This window comes from Arsenophonus endosymbiont of Crataerina pallida (genome assembly GCF_964020125.1).
GTDB classification, from domain to species: Bacteria; Pseudomonadota; Gammaproteobacteria; order Enterobacterales; family Enterobacteriaceae; genus Arsenophonus; species Arsenophonus nilaparvatae.
Map to the genome: position 1 here is coordinate 3,782,383 of NZ_OZ026540.1, position 18,034 is coordinate 3,800,416.

The window sequence follows — 18,034 nt, forward strand, 5'->3', positions numbered from 1 at the left end:
TCCTTGAGAATCTAGTCATAACATTAAGATTTAGGGGTTAAATTTAATGCGCCTCTACTTAAATTACGTAATTTATCCGCAAACTTTTGTTCAACATTGATAGGTAGTGAAATTTCTAATATCACATTTTCACTATATTCTCGCGCTAGGATCTGCCCTGCTGATTGTTGTATTAATTGCTCAATCATTTTTATATACACATATTCACAATGTATTAAATAATATTTTTGTAGCACTTTTTGCTGGGTGTTTAAGAGGTTAAGTGCATGTTGAACACTATTACCATAAGCTCTAACCAAGCCCCCAGTTCCCAATTTAATACCGCCAAAATAACGCACCACAACGACAGTAATTTCACCAATATGGCTAGCTAATAACTGAGTGATCATCGGCTTACCTGCCGTTCCTGTTGGCTCACCATCATCGGAAAAGCCTAATTTTTGGCAATCATCAGGCCTACCAGCAACATAGGCCCAACAATAATGGCGAGCATCAGGGTATTTATGTTTGATAGTTTGGATAAAATTTTTTGCTTCTGCAATTCCATCAGTATGTTCCAAATAAGTAATGAAACGGATTTTTTTAATCTCTTCGGTAACAACAACCGACTCTGCGGGTATCAAATAAGCATTCATTATTTTAAATGTAAATTACGTGTCATATTTTCAACTTTATTCTCATATATGATGATATTATCTTCGATACGAATACCACCATAGGGCATAAAGGACGCAATTTTAGACCAGTTAAAATATTTACTAAACGATCCTTCGCGCCAAGGAGCTAATAGTGTCTCGATGAAGTAGAGACCAGGTTCAATAGTTAATACCATACCAGGTTGTAAGATCCGAGTGCAACGTAAGAAAGGATAACATTCTGGTGCAGCCAAAGACTCTCCCGTTTCATCCTGCATCAATCCACCAACATCATGAACTTGTAATCCCAAAAGATGGCCTAAGCCATGCGGGAAAAATGGTGTTGTAAGCCCTTTTTCTATCATTGTCTCTACACTGATATTGCAAATAATGCCATGATCTAGCAATAAAGATGCAATATGTTGATGCATCTGTTGATGATATTCAGTATAGCGAATACCGGTTTTAATTGTATCGATCAATATCTGCTGTTTACTATCCAAGCCGTTAATCAAATTAGCAAATTCATCATTATTTTTAGCCGCATAAGTACGCGTAATATCTGCTGCATAACCGTGATATTCAGCGCCCGCATCAATTAAAAAACTATACATTTTCTTTGGTGGCTGATATTTCAATTTAGTGTAGTGGAGTACTGAACAATTTTCATTGAGTGCAATAATATTACTGTATGGCACGTCGATATCTCGCTGACCTGTAGCCTGCAAGTAACTAACATTAATATCAAATTCACTCGCTCCCTGATAGAAAGCCTCACTAGCGGCATGATGACCAGCTATTGCCATTTTCTGCGCTTGTTGTAAGCAACTCAATTCATAGTTGGTCTTATAAGCCCGATGAAAATGAAAATAATCTAATACCGATTTGCGATTAATATTAACCGCTGAAATACCTAATTCTTTAGCTAGATCAATAGATTCACCAATATAACCAGTATGTTTTTTATCTAACTGAAATAACCATTTTTTAATATCATTAGCCTCCTTTAAATGGAACAACTCAAACTCTTTTAGCCAAAAGCTGTCCGGTAGAGGATCAATACTATGCCAATAATCAATTGGAGAATAAAACCACAATTTAGGTTTACTAACTCCATCAACTAATAACCAACAATGGGCAACTTGAGTAATAGGTAGCCAAGCTTTGAAATGTGGATTAGCTTTGAATGGATAATGGTAGTCATCAAGAAAAACGCCTTTCGGCTCTCCAGAATGGATAAGTAAGGCATTCAATTTATTATTTTTCAAAACATTCTGGGTACGTTGCTGTAATGTTTTAATATGTTCTTGATATTGACTAGCAAAATTTTCCATTTTTAGTTCACCTGTTATTTTTATCTCTAATATTCAGCAAAATATCAGATTAAATATTATCATTAATTTAATAAATGCTTTTCCCCAACTAAAGTGTCTCATTTTTATCAATAAAAACAAATAAGTAAGTATTAGCGCGGTTTTCAATAATCCATAGAATTTGTTGTGATCAGGCTAGCATATTTTTTATACTTAATTTGCATTTTTTTAACAAAAAAATCACACTGCTAATCCCTGGTCGTACCAAACGGAAATCATAGGAGAACAGTATGCTCTATCAAAGTAATACTATTCAGGTTGATTGGATAAAACCCGGTATCGCAAATTTGGTATTTAATTCGCCAAATACCATTAATAAATTTGATTTAGAAACCGTTGATTCACTAAACAAAGCTATTGATTCACTGGAAAACAAAAAGATCCTAAGTCAATTAAAAGGGCTTATTCTGATTTCACAAAAACCCACTTTTATTGTTGGTGCAGATATTAAACAATTTCTCTCGCTATTTAATGCACCAAAGTCACAACTTCAACAATGGCTTAATTTTACTAACAGCATCTTTAATCGTATCGAAGACTTACCCATTCCGACCGTAACCGCCATTAATGGTTACGCTTTGGGAGGAGGCTGTGAGTGCGCATTAGCAACAGATTACCGTATCGCTACACCCGATCTTAAAATTGGTTTACCAGAAGTTAAACTGGGTATTATGCCTGGGTTTGGTGGTTCAGTACGGCTACCGCGCTTAATTGGTTTAGATAATGCACTACAAATGATCACCACAGGAAAAGATATCGATGCCGAAACCGCTTTAAAAAATGGTCTAATTGATGCGATTGTGGCCAAAGAACAGTTACTAAATTCAGCCCTGGTACTATTGGAAAATGCGATTGCCAGCAGATTAGATTGGCAGCAGGTACGGCAATCTAAAACCCAACCTTTAAAACTGAATAAAATAGAACAAACGATGAGTTTTAATGTCGCAAAAGGTTTAGTCATGAAAGCGGCAGGCTCACATTACCCAGCACCATCGAAAGCGTTAGAAACTATCGAAAAAGCGGCCAATTGTGGACGTAAAGAAGCGTTATCATTGGAAACTGAAGCTTTCATTCCACTGACTGACACCCCTGCAGCACATGCTTTAATTAGAGTTTTTCTCAATGATCAATATGTTAAAAATTTAGCTAAACAGAGAAGCCAATCCATTGAAGCCCCCATAAAAGCTGCCGTTGTTGGCGCTGGTATCATGGGTGGTGGTATTGCTTATCAATCAGCACGTAAGGGTATACCTATCATAATGAAAGATATTAATGAAAAATCTCTTCAGTTAGGTATGAATGAAGCCGCTAAATTGCTAAATAATCAATTTGAACGTAAGCAAATTTCAGCGCTGGAGATGGCGAAGATATTATCTTCAATTACTCCAACGCTAAATTACTCTGGAATTGAAAATGCGCAAATTATTGTCGAAGCGGTGGTTGAAGATCCAAAGGTCAAAACGGTCGTTTTAGCCGAAACAGAAAAATTATTAAATCAAAATGCTCTATTAGCCTCCAATACTTCAACTATTCCCATCACAAAATTAGCTAGTGTTTTACAGCGGCCGGAAAATTTCTGTGGCATGCATTTTTTTAATCCTGTTCATCGAATGCCATTAGTGGAAATCATTAAGGGCGAAAAAACTAGCACCAAAACTATCGATATGATAACTGCCTACGCAAATAAAATGGGTAAAACAGCTATCGTCGTCAATGATTGTCCAGGTTTTTTTGTTAACCGTGTACTATTCCCTTATTTATCTGGCTTTAATTTACTATTACAAGATGGTGCTGATTTTTATCAAATCGATAAGATCATGGAAAAACAATTTGGCTGGCCGATGGGGCCGGCTTATTTAATTGATGTTATTGGTATTGATACCGTGCAACACGCCCAACAAGTTATGGCTGACAGTTTTCCAGAACGTATGGCAAAAATTGATCAAGATGCTATTACTGTTCTATTTAATCATCAGCGTTTCGGCCAGAAAAATGGCGTTGGTTTTTATCAATACGTTACCGATAAAAAAGGAAAAATACAGAAACAACGCGATCCTAAAATTAAAGACTTACTAAGCAAAATTGGCGCTACTGGCAAACAATTTACTGAGCAAGATATTATCATGCGCATGATGATACCGATGATTAATGAAGTGGTTCGTTGTTTAGATGAACACATTATTGCTAGTCCAGCAGAAGCCGATATTGCCCTGGTATACGGTTTAGGTTTTCCGCCATTTCGAGGTGGTGCGGTCTGCTATCTTGATAATTTCGGTATCCAAAATTTTATCGAAATGGCGGAAAAATATGCCTCTTTAGGCCCTTTATATGCCATTCCTGACAGTTTAAAAAACAAAGCAGAAAAACAAGCAAGTTATTATCCAACGCCAGAAAAAATCACCTTCAACAGCAAATAATAGGCTTAAGGTCGTGATCATGGAAAATGTTGTAATTATTGATAGCATACGCACCCCAATGGGGCGCTCGAAAGGTGGGGCTTTTCGCCAGGTCAGAGCAGAAGAGTTGTCCGCCCATTTAATGACGCAATTACTAAGCCGTAATCCTGCCCTCAATAACAATAAAAATGATATTGACGATATTATCTGGGGGTGAGTACAACAAACCTTAGAGCAAGGATTTAATATTGCTCGTAATGCTGCGCTATTAACAGATATTCCCCATACTGTACCCGCCGTAACGGTTAATCGGCTGTGCGGTTCTTCTATGCAAGCATTACATGATGCCGCCCGATTTATTATGTCAGGTGATGCCAATGTTGTGTTGGTCGGTGGTGTCGAACATATGGGACATGTTCCTATGACCCACGGCATCGATATCAATCGTAAACTTGCTATTCATATTTCTACCGCTTCAGCTGCAATGGGATTAACTGCCGAGATGCTCGCCAGACAAAATCAAATCAGTCGCACTGAACAAGATGAATTTGCTTTACGTTCTCATCAAAAGGCAGCTGAGGCAACTCATCATGGATGGTTTAATAATGAAATCATAGCAACTGCCGGCCATGATATTGACGGCAATCTGGTTGCCATCAAGCAAGATGAGGTGATTCGATTTGATGCAAATTTAGCCAGCCTGACGGCTTTACCTCCGGTCTTTGATCCTATTTCAGGCTCAGTTACCGCCGGAAATTCATCGGCGCTATCAGATGGTGCAGCCGCCATACTTGTTACCAGTGAAAAATATGCTAAAACACATGAATTAAGAGTAAGAGCTAAAATTCGATCTATGTCCGTTATTGGTTGCGATCCCGCCATTATGGGATATGGACCTGTTCCTGCAACTAAAATTGCATTACAACGGGCTAATTTAACTCTCCAAGATATAGATGTTTTTGAAATTAACGAAGCTTTTGCTGCACAAGCTCTGGCTTGTTTAAAAGATTTACAGCTTATCGATAAAATGGAAGAAAAAGTTAACCTGCATGGTGGCGCGATTACCTTAGGTCACCCTTTAGGGTGCTCTGGTGCGCGGATCATCACTTCTTTACTAAATATTATGGAACGGAAAGATGCTCAGTTTGGTTTAGCTACTATGTGTATTGGTTTTGGACAAGGCATCGCTACACTTGTTGAGCGGATTAAATAACTAGTCTACGCTTTATGGTATGTTGTTGCTATTTTCCCGCCCAGAAGGGCGTTTTTTTTTGTTTTGTTATTATATTTAGATAAATTCGAATGCATCACCATAAAGATATTCAGGGCTGATCCCTCTTTCACTACAAAAACGTTCCCTCGCAATTTTTGCCATTTCAAAACGCCCGGCAATGTAAATTTCATATTTTGTAAGAGAACCAAAGTCATCCAGCACAGCACTCAAAACCGTACCTGTCCGTCCTCGCCAATCTGATTCAGGTTGTTCAACAACAGGAATAATTTTTATGTTGCGATATTGCTCTGAAAGAGACTGCAATTCACCCAAATCATAAAGGTGCTCTAATCTTCGTCCTCCCCAATAGAAGGTAATATCTCTGTCAGGGTTTTCTTCCAATGCAGCATATAAAATAGAGCGGGTATAAGAAAATCCTGTTCCCCCGGCAATAAGAATTATTGGTTTTTTACTTCCCTGGCGAAACCAAGCTTTACCATGAGGAATATCAATATTGATACTATTTTGCGCAAAAATACGCTCCATCACCGCCATGGCATAAAGATTAAACTCTGACGCCCCGATATGAAGCTCAATTAGTTTTTTTTCTGAAGGAATTGAAGCCAAGGAAAATAGACGCTTATCACGCTCATCCATAATGACCATTAAATATTGACCGGCACGAAAGGAAAATTGACCATCAGGTAATAAGCGAACGCGATAGACCGTATCAGTGATAGATTCTATAGAAACTACCTTACAACTTAATGTCGACATTCACATCCTCTCATAATTTAAAAATATCCAATTCATGCCAAATGTCATCTATCCGTTTTTTTATTTTTTCTGTCATAACAATTGGACGACCCCACTCTCGTTGTGTTTCACCCGGCCATTTATTGGTTGCATCAAGTCCCATTTTTGAACCTAAACCTGAGATAGGTGACGCAAAATCAAGATAATCGATCGGGGTATTTTCCATCATAACGGTATCTCGTGCTGGATCCATTCTGGTTGTTATTGCCCAGATAACATCATTCCAGTCACGTGTATTAATATCTTCATCACAGACAATGACAAATTTTGTATACATAAATTGCCGTAAATAAGACCAAACCCCCATCATAACGCGCTTAGCATGCCCAGCATATTGTTTCTTTATTGTTACCACGGCAAGCCGATAAGAACAGCCCTCAGGAGGTAAATAAAAATCAACAATTTCTGGAAACTGTTTTTGTAATATAGGGACTAAAACCTCATTTAGTGTAGCACCCAAAACGGCGGGCTCATCAGGGGGCCGGCCGGTGTAAGTTGAATGATAAATCGCATCACTACGTTGAGTAATATGCGTAACGGTAAATACCGGAAATTTATCGACTTCATTATAATAACCAGTGTGATCACCATAAGGCCCTTCCGGTGCAAATTCTTCAGGATCAATATAGCCTTCCAGAATAATTTCTGCACCCGCCGGTACCTCAAGCTCATTAGATATACATTTTACAACCGTTGAACGGTGTCCGCGTAATAATCCCGCAAATGCATATTCTGAAAGCGTATCCGGAATAGGTGTCACCGCGGCTAGAATAGTAGCAGGATCAGCCCCTAAAGCTACTGCGACAGGAAAAGGTTTAGCGGGATATTTATTACACCATTCTTGAAAATCCAATGCCCCACCCCGGTGAGATAACCAACGCATAATCAACTTATTTTTAGTTAATAGTTGTTGCCGATAGATACCTAGATTTTGCCGTGTCTTATGAGGCCCTCGAGTAACCGTCAATCCCCATGTTATAAGTGGTGCGACATCTTCTGGCCAACAATGCATTATGGGAATACGAAATAGATCAACATCGTCACCTTGCCAAATCTGTTCTTGACAGGCTGCCGACTTTAACCTTTTGGTTGGCATATTAAGAACTTGCTTAAATTTTGGTAACTTGTCGATTAAATCAGCGAATCCCTTAGGTGGATCCGGTTCTTTAAGAAACGCCAATAATTTGCCAACTTCATGCAATGCTTGGATATTTTCTTGCCCCATCCCCATCGCAACGCGTTCAACGGTCCCAAACAAATTACACAGAACTGGCATAGAAAAACCTTTAGGGTTTTCAAATAACAGTGCAGGCCCACCGGCCCGCAGAGTTCTATCTGCTATTTCTGTCATTTCTAAATAAGGATCGACTTCATAGCTGATACGCTTCAGTTCTTTTTTTTGTTCTAATAATGATATGAAATCTCTCAGATCACGGTATTTCATTATATATTTTCTACTTTTTAATTTGCTGGAGCTTCATTATAAATTGTTCCATGCAGGTTACCAATAAAGGTTCAGTCTGTTCAAATTAGTGAATATTTTGAATTAATTACAATGCAATTAAATACATTGATAAGGAACCCATTTTTTTAATATTTTTGTATCAAATTGCTCTGGAAAATGTTGGTTATACTGAAAAATCTTAAATCCTTCATTTTTGCCACTAAAATAATGTAGTTCATTATCTTTAATCTGTAAGCCACTACCTTCACGTAAGGCAATAACAATTTCATGGGGATTGATCACACAAAACTCAGCAATACGATCATCACGAGTTTCTCCCATATGCCCACTAATATGACTATCAATATAGTGCGGATTAATTTGTATTGGAAATAGCCCCAAGGAAGGCATTACAACTACATTAGTTACAGGCATATCATTGGTGGTTCTTATACTAGGAGTGGCGACATTGCATCCTGCACTCCAGCCAATATAGGGAATATTACGTTCAAAAACAGCACGTTGAATAGCTACGATCAATCCATTTTCATGCAGGCATTTATTTAGCCACCAAGTATTTCCTCCACTAACTAAAATACACTCCGCTGACTCAATCGCCTCTACAGGCGACTCAAAGTGTTCAATCGAAACCACTTCAATACCTAATGATTGACTAAGCTCAGCCGCACGTTGATTATGATCACCGCGTAAGACAGCATAAGGAACTAATACTGCTTTACGGATCTGACGACGTTGAAACATCTCTTTTAAACGTGATGTTACATAATTTAGCCATTGAGAATTCGTAGTTAATCGACCATTGCTAAGAAGAAAAATATCCATCTATCCCTAAGATCATCATATAAAACTATATTAATTGAATCATAAAGAATTAATCATGCTGGTTCTGGCGACATATCTTAATAATTTATAATTTGATATAATGATAAAGTGTAATTTTATTTTTGAGCCATAACATGGAAAATTGGTATCTTCTTTACTGTAAACGCGGGCAAATAGAGCGAGCAATAGAAAATCTAAAAAGACAGCATGTTATCTGCTTAACGCCAGAAGCTCAAATACAAAAAATGGTGCGAGGCAAACGCATCACAATTACTGAAGCATTATTTCCAAACTACCTTTTCGTTAAATTTAATCCTGAAGAAATCCATACCACAACGATACGTTCAACTAGAGGGGTTAGCCATTTTATTCGATTTGGCCTCTATCCTGTGATCGTACCAGATAATATTATTAATGAACTAAAATCCGCATCTAAACAAGTTCAGAACCTGATGGTGAAAATCGTTCAGTTATTCTTTTTAATATCCTTAATCAAAATGTAGCTAAGCTAATAGATAATAAACAATTTAAGAAAAGTGATTGATTGTAATTAAAAAAAATAGCGTTTTATTCTATTATTTCATTCGAATTTTTATCATCTGCTGCTTTGCGGCCCTTACCAACATAAAATTGTGACAACAACAAGCCCAATTCAAATAATAAATACATTGGTACCGCCAATAGGGTCTGAGAAAACACATCTGGTGGTGTCAAAAACATACCTACAATAAAAGTACCCACAATAATATAAGGACGCTTACGTTTTAAAGAATCGGGCGTCGTAACGCCTGTCCAGCAAAGTAGAATAATAGCAACTGGAACTTCAAACGCCGCACCAAAAGCCATAAAAAGTGTCATAACAAAGCTGAGATATTTACTAATATCAGGAATGAAATTCACACTTTCTGGTGTGGTTTTTACAAAAAAACCAAATGCTAAAGGAAAAACAACAAAATAGGCAAAAAGCATCCCCAGGTAAAAAAGTACACTACTGGAGACCAGTAAAGGCAACATCAAGCGCCGCTCATGCTTATAAAGGGCAGGAGCGATAAAAGCCCATAACTGATATAAGATCACTGGAATAGAAATAAATACCGCCACCATAAACGTCAGTTTAATCGGGGTAAAAAAAGTTGATGCCACATCAGTCGCACTCATGCGAGAACCGACGGGGAGCTGTTCAATCAAGGGTGCAGCAACCAAATGATAGATATCATTGGAAAAATAGACCAGAGCTAGAAAAACCACTGCAACTGTAAATAAGCTATAAAGAATGCGTCTACGTAATTCAATTAAATGGCTAATAAGTGGTTGAGGATCATCGATAGACATAGACTAATTTTCACCGTTAGTTTGATCAGAGCGCTTTTTTACTTTCTTTGCTGGAGATTTGAGCGTATTTTTACTTTTAGTAGGACTATCTGACGCGGTTACCAACTGATCAGTCTGTGCTGGCTGAGATTGTTTATTGGTTGTTATCGGTATTTCTTCATCTATTTTAGCTGTGCTATTTTCATCAAGATCGCTAGTAAATGCTTTTACTTTAGCCAATTCTTCTTCGATACGACTGTTCGATGATTGATAATTTTTCTTTAATAGCTCAGTAGATTCTCTCAATTCTTCCATCGATTGTTTAAGTTCCGGTGAAAGGGTCTGTAATTGTGCTTTTTCTTCTGCCTTCCTCAAGGTTTCCTGCAATTTTAACTCTTGTGAGAGTTCATGCTGAACGTTAGCAACCAATGAACGCAACGCACGTATCCAACCGGCAACCGTTTTGACGGCTATCGGCAAACGCTCCGGACCAAGAACCACTAGGCCAATAATCATAACCAATAACAGTTCACTAAAACCAATATCAAGCACGGTTTATACCTACTCTTTATTTTTTTTACTTTCAGCCGTTTCTTTTGTCTGACTTGTTGTTGTTTTCTCAGTAATATTTTTGGGTTCAAAATCAGCATCAGTATGCTGTTTTTCTGCTTTGTTACTATCATCAGTTTTACTGTGATCATCACTCATCGCTTTTTTGAAGTTTTTCAATGACTCCCCCAAATCTGAGCCGAGTGAGCGTAACTTCTTAGTACCAAAAATTAAAACAACCAGTAAAGCAATAATAAGAAGCTGACCGGGACTACCAAATGTAGCCATAGCAATTGTTGTTCCCATTGATATATACCTCTACGAAATTAGGTTCAACTATGTATAACCATATTATATACAACTAACTTTATCTAAGAAACATGCAGAGCCTAAGATAAATGTGTTTAAAGACGAACTTTAGCCAATTTTACCTGTTCGATACCATCCTATAGCCCATGAAATTATACCGAAAGATATAAACCCAATAGCAGCAATTTTTGAATCGAAAATCTGCAATAAAGTACCACATAACAAGCAAGTTGCTCCAATTCCTAGTAAATATTGGCCTTGTCTTTGCTTTACTTGTCGCCCTTGTAGCTGGACTGTGAATTTATCGATACTATCTTGTAAATATTTATGCTGCTTAAGCGCTCCGTAAATAAGATCGGGAATTTCTGGCATTTTTTCTGCCCAATAAGGTGCTTTTTCCTTAAACGCACTAATAATCGCGGCTAAACCCATTTGTCGATGTAGCCAATCTTCAAGAAAAGGTTTAGCTGTTTTCCACAAATCTAGTTGAGGATAAAGCTGCCTTCCCAATCCTTCAATATAGAGCAAAGTCTTTTGAAGTAATACTAACTGAGGCTGAACCTCCATATTAAAACGACGGGCGGTATTGAATAAATTGAATAAAACATGACCAAAAGAAATTTCAGCTAGCGGTTTCTCAAAAATTGGCTCACAAACGGTTCGAATGGCAAATTCAAAATCTTCTACATTAGTATCTGGTGGTACCCATCCCGAATCAACATGTAATTCAGCTACCTTACGGTAATCACGATTAAAAAAGGCGATAAAATTTTCTGCCAAATAACGTTTATCTTCTTTATTCAGCGAACCGACGATACCACAATCAATACCAATATATTGCGGATCTTCAGGATGTTCTCGACTAATAAAAATATTACCAGGATGCATATCAGCATGAAAAAAGCTATCGCGAAAAACTTGGGTAAAAAAGACTTTTACTCCGCGTTCAGCTAATAACTTCATATTAATTCCCTGTTTCTTTAACGCGTTAATATCAGAAACTGGAATACCATAAATACGCTCCATAACCATCACATTTTCCCGACAGTAGTCTGAATAGACTTCAGGAATATAAAGCATGGAGCTATTTTCAAAATTACGCCTTAATTGGAGAGTATTCGCCGCCTCACGCAACAAATTTAATTCATCAATTAATGTTTTTTCATACTCTCGAACAACTTCTCGTGGACGTAAACGTCGTCCATCCGGGAAAAGAGGGAGCCAATTAGCCAGCCGATACATCAAGCCTATATCGGCTTTAATAACCGGCAATATATCTGGGCGAATAACCTTAATTACAATTTGTTTATTATTTTGTTTTAATTTTGCAGTATGCACTTGAGCAATCGATGCCGAGGCTAAGGGCACCTCATCAAAATCATCAAACCAGGTTTCAAGTGAACCACCTAATGACTGTTCTATATGTTGGCGAGCCAATCGGCCATCAAAACTGGCCACTTTATCTTGTAATAATGCTAACTGATCAGAAATTATCGTTGGAAAAAGATCGCGATGGGTAGATAACATCTGACCAAACTTAATCCAAACCGGGCCTAAATCTTGTAGAGCTAAACGTAAACGTTCACCAAGGGGTTTGTCTTTATGCTTATTTGATAACCAAAAAAAACAACGGCGTCCAATCCTTAAGGGTAAAGTAAATTTAATTTTGGGAATGAGTTCATCTAAACCATAATTTAGAAATACTCGAACGATAAAATAGAGACGTTTAATTTCTCCTGGTCTCATATTTTTCCTCCAATTTAGCTAAACGTTGTTCCAGTGCTGAAATATCTGCCACCACCTTCTCAACCTTATCAGCAAAACTTAGCACTTCCAATGTATTAGGAGACATTCGCCATTCTTCCACCAATACATTTTTAAACTGTTTTTTTTGTTGCTTTAGCAACCCATTTATTCCAACTATACCTTTTTTAACCCAACAACTCACCCCTTCGGCAACAACATCACCGACATAAGGAGCAAGATAATGAGCAGGATCCCATTCAGTCGCATCTAGTAATGCAGACCAATGCTGCACAACTTGCATATCACCCTCTATAACAACCCTACCGTCGTTGATCAGAGTCGAAAGTTGCTGTTTATCTTTAAGATGCCTCAAGGTCACTAACGCGGTTTTTATCACGCAATCTGCCGGTGTTGGCCACTGGTTTACTACATCAACTCGTTGCTCAGAGAATATAAATATCAATGGTTGAGATAATTCTTTTAAATCAATCGCCAACACTTTGCCAACCAACCTTACTCTGGCTGATTTCAACGCCACTTCCTGATAAAAAAATCTATTCAACATAAGCTGTAAAAAGGAAGCAATTCCGGCATGTAATAGCGGGATTTTTGAATAGCTTTTGGTTGACGGGGTATCCATCTTAAAATTTGAACCCTCTGTGTAGGGCCACAATTCCACCGCTCATATTGGTATAAGAAACTTGTTCAAAACCGACTAACTCCATCATTGCTTTTAAAGTGTCCTGATCCGGATGCATGCGAATAGATTCAGCCAGATAGCGATAGCTATCAGCATCTTTGACTATCATTTGACCAACTCGTGGCAAAATATGAAAAGAGTAGGCATCATAAGCTTTAGTTAATGCTGAAAAAATCGGTTTTGAAAATTCTAATACTAATAAACGACCACCAGGTTTTAACACCCTAAACATTGATTTAAGCGCTTTATCTTTATCAGTAACGTTGCGCAGGCCAAAAGAAATACTTATACAATCGAAGTAGTTATCAGGAAAAGGTAGTTCTTCAGCATTAGCCTGAACATAATTAACATTACCAACAATACCGCGATCGCGGAGCTTTTCGCGCCCCATTTTCAGCATAGAATCGTTGATATCAGCCAGAATAACCTCACCTTTTTCGCCAACTATTTTGGCAAATTTAGCGGTCAAGTCTCCAGTGCCACCAGCAAGATCTAAAATATGTTGCCCACGGCGTGCACCACTGGCTTCTATCGTAAAACGTTTCCAGATTCGATGGATCCCTAATGACATCAGATCGTTCATAAGATCATATTTGGCAGCCACCGAATGAAAAACAGCAGCAACCAAATCCGCTTTCTCATCCTTGGCTACTTTGCGAAAGCCAAAATCAGTGCTTTCTTTAATTGGATCTACCATAATTTGCGCTCATTTAATCATTAAAATAATCGAAATTGTAATCATGTTTATTGTAAGATCTTATTTACGATCTAACGATTCTTCTTAATTATGATTTAGCAGTCTGTTTGCTAAATTCAATATCAATCGGGCGTTTAACTTCTATTCCTAATTCTTTTAAACTTTCCGCCTGGCTAATCAAATTACCTTTTCCTTCCGCTAATTTTTTGATCGCCGATTGATAATTCACCTGTGCTTTGTTCAAGCTCTGACCTAACACCTGTATATCATCGACAAATAACCGCATTTTGTCATACATTCTAGCAGCACGCTCGGCAATTACTTGTGCATTTTGACTCTGTCGTTCATAACGCCACAAATTATTAATTGTACGAACTGCCACCAATAAAGTTGAAGGACAAACGAGTAAAATATTATTCCGCAAACCTTCGTCAATAAGTTCAGGCGCTTCGCGTAAAGCAATCAAATAAGCCGGTTCGAGTGGAATAAACATTAATACATAATCCAGCGATCTTAACCCATTTAATTGATGATAATCTTTTCGGCCAAGTTCTTTTATATGATTGCGTACTGAATTAACATGCCCTCGTAATGCCGTTGCCCGCTGTTGCTCATCTTCGCTATTAAAATAGTGCTCATAAGCTGTCAATGACATTTTGGCGTCAATAACAACATCTTTACCTTGTGGTAGACGAATAATCACATCAGGTTGATAACGACTATTGGAGGTATTAATACTGACTTGAGTTTCAAATTCATGCCCCTGCCTTAGCCCAGAAGCTTCCAATATGCGAGAGAGAATTGTCTCACCCCAATTTCCCTGAATTTTATTATCTCCTTTTAACGCTTTAGTCAGATTAATCGTTTCTTTTGCCATTTCTGCATTTAATTGCCGAAGCTGACGAATTTCATGAGCTAGAGTATGGCGCTCACGCGCTTCCTGGCTAAAACTGTCATGTACCTGACGGCGAAAACCATCTAGTTGTTCGCGGAAAGGGGTTAACAGTGCAACTAAACTTTGACGGTTCTGCTCAGAAGCTCGACGTTCATTTTGTTCAAAAATACGATTGGCTAAATTCTCAAATTGAACATTTAACCGCTGTTCACTATTGAGTAACAGCCGCTGTTTCTCTTCAAAAGCCAGCCGTGTCTCTTCAAGCCGTGTCATGACTTCACGTAGTTCAACTTCTTGATTACGATTAATTTCCCTTTGTGACCTTAATTCTTGGTCACGGTGCCCACACTCAATTTTCCAATATTCAAGATGGGTAATTTTTTCCTCATAGCTAGCTTGGATACTGTAAAAATCTCGCAATTCAGACTCTTTTTTATTCATTTTTTGCGCAATAATTAGCCAAATTAAACTACCACCAAAGAGTGTGCCGGTAAGAAAGCCAATAATTGCATATAATAACTGAATATCCACCTTGGTTTCCTTAAAATAGTCTTTATTTTATAAAGTAACTTAGTGGTATACTGTATAAATGTCCAGAATAAATTTTGCTTATTTTGGTCAACAAATAGCACCAGGATGAAATTTAACGGCTATTTTACCCCATCCACTGAGCAAGCCAAGATAAACCAAATGCCCCTGGCGCTAAAATAGCAAATGCCCAGACCATAGCAGAAAGTAAATTAGCGAGTTGAAAATAATGTTTAGGCATAGCACAGATGCCCGCTACCAAGGGAATTACTGCCCTTAATGAACCAAAAAAACGGCCGATAAAAACACTCCATACTCCCCAACGTTCAAAAAAAAGATGACCTCGATCGAGCACTTCAGGACAACGGGAAATTGGCCACATATGGCGTACGCTGTTCTTATAATGAAAGCCAAACCAATAAGATAACCAATCGCCCAAAAAAGCACCACAGGCAGCAGCTAACCATATTGGTAAAAAAGTGAGCCCATTATCACCAATTAATGCGCCTAAACCAAGCAAAATCACTGTCGCAGGGAGTAATAATGAAATGAAGGCTAACGATTCGCCAAAAGCTAATATAAAAACAATAAAGATAGCTAATATTTGATGGTCGTGAGCAAATTCGGTAATAACATTAATAATCTCTGACAATGTCAATTTATTATTCCTATTTCAGTTAAATATTCGTTATTATGCAGCCAATAATGTAAATTATTGTCAGATTAAAATATAATAATGCGGCAAATTTAACTTACAAAATGTTAAATTTAAGTTATTTTATTCTATGCTATTATCCGGCTATTAACATTCATTAGTTTACTAAAAAATACCAAATAACAAAAATTATCCGTTAATTTATCAAAATAAAAATTACTAAATACATTCGATAAAAAAATAAAACTAGAATTACTTAAGACAAATAAAAACAGCGATTAAATAAAAAAGATATAAAAAATAAATTTATCTCTATTTTCATAAAAATAACAATTAGTTATCCTCGTTTTATCGAAAAATTAGCCAAACCTGCAGAACTTTTTAATTTAATAACCGGCGAGCAGCATCAACCACGATCCCTAAAACATTCCCTTCTGTTTGGCGTAATAATGTTTCATCTGGCGTTTCTTGTTGTGTACGGTTAACAATCACGCCAGCTATCATACCTGCTGATAATCCCTGGCTTGCACACATAGTAAGTAAAGTGGCCGACTCCATTTCATAATTAATCACTCCCATTTTTTGCCACTCTTCCATCGATCCGCGAAAACGACGAACAACGCGCCCACTATAGGTATCATAACGTTCCTGACCAGGATAAAAAGTATCCGAAGACGCAGTAATACCAACATGGGTTGTGCTCCCTGCTGCTTTAGCTGCATCATAAAGCGCATTGGTACAATTAAAATCAGCTACCGCAGGATATTCTAAAGGCGCAAAATGTAAGCTAGCACCATCTAGACGTACTGCACCAGTAGTAATAAGTACATCACCGACATTGATATTTTTTTGAATTGCACCGGTAGTACCAATACGAAGAAAAGTACGTATGCCTAATTGTGCTAATTCTTCAACGGCAATAGAAGTCGAGGGGCCACCAATACCGGTTGAACAAATAATAATCGACTTACCATTAAGTTCAGCACGCCATGAGGTAAATTCACGTAACGAAGCCAGATATACCGGGTTATCCATTAATTTGGCAATTTTTTCTACCCGATTTGGATCGCCAGGCACAATAGCAAGCGTTGCACCTTGTAAGTCATTTTTAGTTAATCCTAAGTGAAAAACATCAGACATAATTACACCATACTGTATTTTTAATTTATTTAATCCATTAATTTAATAATAAAATGATAACCTTTTAATGATAGGGATCATTTAAAGCAATAATGAAAAGCTGCTTTTACACAAAAATATGATCAAATTATTTATGCTAGCTTGATCATATCGTATTTTTAATAAATAAAAATCACTTAATTAATTAAAAGGATCCGGTAAATCTTTTAAGGCTTTTATTGTATTTTTAGCTTATCACTCACTATTATTAACGTATGACTAGCAAAGATTTTAATAATTTCTAACCTTGTTGAATTTAAAGGTTGGAAGATACCAATCGTTTAACCAATTTTGATGTTGCAAGGGGGTTATCATGGGATTTTTAGATCAACTTACCGATATGGTTGGTGGTGAAAAATTTAATCAATATAAAAATATTTTAAGCTGGATTGAAACACAAGGTGGCATTCGGGGCTTAATTAATAAATTTGAGCAACAAGGATTTGGTGGAATTATTCAATCCTGGATAGGCTCAGGGGAGAACTTACCCGTAAGTATGGAGCAAATTAGCTCAATATTTGGTACAAGTAATATTTCTGCCTTAGCCAGTAAAGTCGGTTTAAATTCAGAACAAACGTCTTCCTTAATCGCAGAGTATTTGCCTAAATTAGTTAATACAGCAACCCCAGATGGTAAAATACCGGAAAAATTAGATTTAACGTCGATTGGTCTTAAACTACTAAAAGATAAATTTTTTGGTAGCTAATCATTATTGCCCATCCCTGTTACGATGGGCAAATTTCGT

16 protein-coding genes and 2 pseudogenes are annotated in these 18,034 nt (G+C 37.4%); 4 read left to right on the forward strand and 14 right to left on the reverse strand.

The genetic code is table 11. The features are described from left to right. Positions 1-23: 23 nt before the first annotated feature. Together AACL31_RS20460 and pepQ are read right to left on the reverse strand one after the other, a co-directional pair. Positions 24-635 carry an IMPACT family protein gene (locus AACL31_RS20460; RefSeq protein ID WP_310512349.1) on the reverse strand — a complete coding sequence of 204 codons (612 nt, stop codon included), beginning with the start codon at positions 633-635 and terminating at the stop codon, positions 24-26. Further along, positions 635-1,969: a Xaa-Pro dipeptidase gene (gene pepQ, locus AACL31_RS20465; protein WP_310512348.1), complete on the reverse strand. Its 1,335-nt coding sequence runs from the start codon at positions 1,967-1,969 to the stop codon at positions 635-637. Before pepQ ends, AACL31_RS20460 begins: the two co-directional genes overlap by 1 nt. Positions 1,970-2,238: 269 nt before the next feature. On the opposite strand from pepQ, the gene fadB reads away from it, so the two are divergent. Both fadB and fadA read left to right on the forward strand, forming a co-directional pair. Continuing rightward, positions 2,239-4,425: a fatty acid oxidation complex subunit alpha FadB gene (gene fadB, locus AACL31_RS20470; protein WP_310512347.1), complete on the forward strand. Its 2,187-nt coding sequence runs from the start codon at positions 2,239-2,241 to the stop codon at positions 4,423-4,425. Positions 4,426-4,444: 19 nt separating this feature from the next. After that, positions 4,445-5,617, forward strand: a pseudogene (fadA, locus tag AACL31_RS20475) (acetyl-CoA C-acyltransferase FadA). A 75-nt stretch (positions 5,618-5,692) separates the two neighbouring features. Here the strand turns inward: fadA and fre are convergent. The 3 genes from fre to pepE form a co-directional block, all read right to left on the reverse strand. After that, positions 5,693-6,394 carry an NAD(P)H-flavin reductase gene (fre, locus tag AACL31_RS20480; RefSeq protein ID WP_310512346.1) on the reverse strand — a complete coding sequence of 234 codons (702 nt, stop codon included), beginning with the start codon at positions 6,392-6,394 and terminating at the stop codon, positions 5,693-5,695. Between the two features lie 10 nt (positions 6,395-6,404). Continuing rightward, positions 6,405-7,877, reverse strand: coding sequence for a 4-hydroxy-3-polyprenylbenzoate decarboxylase (ubiD, locus tag AACL31_RS20485; RefSeq protein WP_310512345.1), 1,473 nt, complete (start codon positions 7,875-7,877; stop codon positions 6,405-6,407). Positions 7,878-7,994: 117 nt separating this feature from the next. After that, positions 7,995-8,720 carry a dipeptidase PepE gene (gene pepE / locus AACL31_RS20490; RefSeq protein ID WP_310512344.1) on the reverse strand — a complete coding sequence of 242 codons (726 nt, stop codon included), beginning with the start codon at positions 8,718-8,720 and terminating at the stop codon, positions 7,995-7,997. A gap of 134 nt (positions 8,721-8,854) precedes the next feature. Between pepE and rfaH the strand changes: the two are divergent. Continuing rightward, positions 8,855-9,264 (forward strand): annotated as a pseudogene (gene rfaH / locus AACL31_RS20495) (transcription/translation regulatory transformer protein RfaH). 23 nt (positions 9,265-9,287) lie between these two features. On the opposite strand, the gene tatC reads toward rfaH, so the two are convergent. The 9 genes from tatC to udp all read right to left on the reverse strand — a co-directional run bounded on the left by tatC (position 9,288) and on the right by udp (position 17,250). Continuing rightward, a complete protein-coding gene (gene tatC / locus AACL31_RS20500; RefSeq protein WP_310512343.1) occupies positions 9,288-10,052 on the reverse strand; it encodes a Sec-independent protein translocase subunit TatC in 765 nt (254 codons plus the stop codon). A gap of 3 nt (positions 10,053-10,055) precedes the next feature. Continuing rightward, complete coding sequence (gene tatB / locus AACL31_RS20505; RefSeq protein WP_339053603.1) at positions 10,056-10,583, reverse strand: Sec-independent protein translocase protein TatB; 528 nt, start codon at positions 10,581-10,583, stop codon at positions 10,056-10,058. A 9-nt stretch (positions 10,584-10,592) separates the two neighbouring features. Continuing rightward, entirely contained in the window at positions 10,593-10,886 is a 294-nt protein-coding gene (gene tatA, locus AACL31_RS20510; RefSeq protein WP_052044936.1) for a twin-arginine translocase TatA/TatE family subunit, read from the reverse strand. A 111-nt stretch (positions 10,887-10,997) separates the two neighbouring features. Further along, entirely contained in the window at positions 10,998-12,635 is a 1,638-nt protein-coding gene (gene ubiB, locus AACL31_RS20515; RefSeq protein WP_310512341.1) for a ubiquinone biosynthesis regulatory protein kinase UbiB, read from the reverse strand. Continuing rightward, entirely contained in the window at positions 12,616-13,275 is a 660-nt protein-coding gene (locus AACL31_RS20520; RefSeq protein WP_310509785.1) for a ubiquinone biosynthesis accessory factor UbiJ, read from the reverse strand. Before AACL31_RS20520 ends, ubiB begins: the two co-directional genes overlap by 20 nt. A gap of 1 nt (position 13,276) precedes the next feature. Next, complete coding sequence (gene ubiE, locus AACL31_RS20525) at positions 13,277-14,032, reverse strand: bifunctional demethylmenaquinone methyltransferase/2-methoxy-6-polyprenyl-1,4-benzoquinol methylase UbiE (RefSeq protein ID WP_290606513.1); 756 nt, start codon at positions 14,030-14,032, stop codon at positions 13,277-13,279. Positions 14,033-14,120: 88 nt separating this feature from the next. Beyond that, positions 14,121-15,458 (reverse strand): DNA recombination protein RmuC, encoded by a 1,338-nt coding sequence (gene rmuC / locus AACL31_RS20530; protein ID WP_310512340.1) that lies wholly within the window; start codon positions 15,456-15,458, stop codon positions 14,121-14,123. Between the two features lie 124 nt (positions 15,459-15,582). Then, positions 15,583-16,113, reverse strand: coding sequence for a DedA family protein (locus AACL31_RS20535; RefSeq protein ID WP_339053604.1), 531 nt, complete (start codon positions 16,111-16,113; stop codon positions 15,583-15,585). Positions 16,114-16,491: 378 nt separating this feature from the next. Beyond that, positions 16,492-17,250 (reverse strand): uridine phosphorylase, encoded by a 759-nt coding sequence (gene udp, locus AACL31_RS20540; protein ID WP_032116176.1) that lies wholly within the window; start codon positions 17,248-17,250, stop codon positions 16,492-16,494. Positions 17,251-17,602: 352 nt separating this feature from the next. On the opposite strand from udp, the gene AACL31_RS20545 reads away from it, so the two are divergent. After that, on the forward strand, positions 17,603-17,995 hold the full coding sequence (locus AACL31_RS20545) for a YidB family protein (RefSeq protein ID WP_032116175.1): 393 nt from the start codon (positions 17,603-17,605) through the stop codon (positions 17,993-17,995). The last annotated feature ends 39 nt before the right edge of the window (positions 17,996-18,034 follow it).

Bases quoted from the DNA above. Each gene is read 5' to 3' on its own strand.
- AACL31_RS20460 (WP_310512349.1), bottom strand. From the start codon at position 635: ATGAATGCTTATTTGATACCCGCAGAGTCGGTTGTTGTTACCGAAGAG.
- pepQ (WP_310512348.1), bottom strand. From the start codon at position 1,969: ATGGAAAATTTTGCTAGTCAATATCAAGAACATATTAAAACATTACAG.
- fadB (WP_310512347.1), top strand. From the start codon at position 2,239: ATGCTCTATCAAAGTAATACTATTCAGGTTGATTGGATAAAACCCGGT.
- fre (WP_310512346.1), bottom strand. From the start codon at position 6,394: ATGTCGACATTAAGTTGTAAGGTAGTTTCTATAGAATCTATCACTGAT.
- ubiD (WP_310512345.1), bottom strand. From the start codon at position 7,877: ATGAAATACCGTGATCTGAGAGATTTCATATCATTATTAGAACAAAAA.
- pepE (WP_310512344.1), bottom strand. From the start codon at position 8,720: ATGGATATTTTTCTTCTTAGCAATGGTCGATTAACTACGAATTCTCAA.
- tatC (WP_310512343.1), bottom strand. From the start codon at position 10,052: ATGTCTATCGATGATCCTCAACCACTTATTAGCCATTTAATTGAATTA.
- tatA (WP_052044936.1), bottom strand. From the start codon at position 10,886: ATGGGAACAACAATTGCTATGGCTACATTTGGTAGTCCCGGTCAGCTT.
- ubiB (WP_310512341.1), bottom strand. From the start codon at position 12,635: ATGAGACCAGGAGAAATTAAACGTCTCTATTTTATCGTTCGAGTATTT.
- AACL31_RS20520 (WP_310509785.1), bottom strand. From the start codon at position 13,275: ATGGATACCCCGTCAACCAAAAGCTATTCAAAAATCCCGCTATTACAT.
- ubiE (WP_290606513.1), bottom strand. From the start codon at position 14,032: ATGGTAGATCCAATTAAAGAAAGCACTGATTTTGGCTTTCGCAAAGTA.
- udp (WP_032116176.1), bottom strand. From the start codon at position 17,250: ATGTCTGATGTTTTTCACTTAGGATTAACTAAAAATGACTTACAAGGT.
- AACL31_RS20545 (WP_032116175.1), top strand. From the start codon at position 17,603: ATGGGATTTTTAGATCAACTTACCGATATGGTTGGTGGTGAAAAATTT.